The 1425-nt window shown below is 55.9% G+C and carries 1 protein-coding gene and 1 pseudogene; one reads left to right on the top strand and one right to left on the bottom strand.

Annotation, left to right across the window (positions count from 1 at the left end; all coding sequences use genetic code 11):
* A pseudogene (locus tag T18_RS28045) lies at positions 1 to 636 on the top strand (hypothetical protein); the annotation flags it as partial.
* An 80-nt stretch (positions 637 to 716) separates the two neighbouring features.
* Here the strand turns inward: T18_RS28045 and T18_RS28040 are convergent.
* Positions 717 to 1425, bottom strand: a 709-nt coding sequence (locus T18_RS28040; RefSeq protein WP_323455269.1) for a DUF3732 domain-containing protein, incomplete at its 5' end; no start/stop codon positions are given.

The raw sequence follows: 1425 nt of genomic DNA, 5'->3' as shown, positions 1-1425 counted from the left end.
ACTGTTGATAGCGATCTTTTCGTACGGCTAACAGCGCCGCCGTCCCCTTACACCCTCAGCTGGAATGAGTACACCTACGATGACGGCTACGGCGGGACAGTGGAAGAGGAGCGGCCGGTCGAATTTCCCTTAGACGACGCTGTAAAAACTGAGCTGCCCATATGGGACCAAGGTCGTTGGGCAATCGTCGAGGCAGCGAAGAAATGCGAACTGTTCGAGACACCGATCGTACATTTTCTTGTCCGGGCGTTCCTCGCCGAGGGCATCGACGAGTTCCTGGCACATATCACGACAATCGAGGCGGCGCTCGGCCTCCGGGCCGACTATCAAAAGAGCTTCAGAAATGGCCCTGATAGGCACAAGCGAATGCGCCCAACGGACCGTATGCGAGGACGCGTTGCCGGCCTGCTTGGAGATCGTCATCACGCGGACCAGTACGGACAGCTCTTCGACATAAGGAGCGCGTTTCTGCATGGCCGAACCATGAGGGACATTTCTACGCAGGAGCAGGTAATGGCCCGCTCGCTGGCACGACAAGTCGTCGAAGAATTGATCCTCGCTTCTAAAACTGCCCCCGTCATCTCGCGCGACGACTTCTTAGATGGTCTACTTGATGTAGGAGCAACGCTGATCTAGCCGTTAGCAATGTGTTCACCGGCTCACGTGGAGCTACTGACAGGCTAGATGCAAACCACACCGGGGTGCCCATCTGGCTTTTAGCTGAGGGTGTTGGCATTGAGGTCACCGGCTAACCATTCAAGCGGGACAAGTGCTCGGCCACCGCGCCATTCTTCGATGAGTTCGACCCCGTCAATATCGCCCCATACGTCTTCATCTGCATGGTCAAGAACAATGACTTGCAGTCTACCCTGCGAGGAGACCGCCTCAGAACCTAGCAGAGAGAACACCTTTCTGACCGCAGCAACGTCCTGGTCTCGCCATGGCACTAGTTCGATAGTTTCCTCGGCGGTCCTTTTAGGGAAGTAGACCTGACTGGGCTGATCGAACACGAGCATGCTTGGAACGGCATGATGTGGCTCACCTAAAAAGAACCGTTGCAACGCGAGCATCAAGGCGACGTGATAGGCAAGCCAGTTTGCGCCGCTCCCGATTTCCCACAGATAATCCTCACGCGTCCCCCGCAGAACCTTCACCGTTAGGTCTTCAATTATCAGCCGTAGAGGCGCGTCTGGCCACTCGGCATCAAGTCGGGGAACCATGCGATTCGCAAAATTTGCAACGCGGTCGAGTGCGTTGCCTAGCTTTCGCCGGATATCTGCTTCTGACACGGTCTGTTGAAGGACAGATATCTGCGTCCTTAAGTCTTCAACCTCTTGCCTGAGATCCGACGACTGATCCGCTCTGTCGTAGAGGTGCAAGGCCTGCTGTAGGCGACCCAGGAACCGTTCGATCTGGTCAAAGCGG

It is taken from the genome of Rhizobium sp. TBD182, from assembly GCF_001950375.1.
GTDB lineage: Bacteria > Pseudomonadota > Alphaproteobacteria > Rhizobiales > Rhizobiaceae > Agrobacterium > Agrobacterium tumefaciens.
This window is presented reverse-complemented; position numbering and strand designations above follow the sequence as displayed.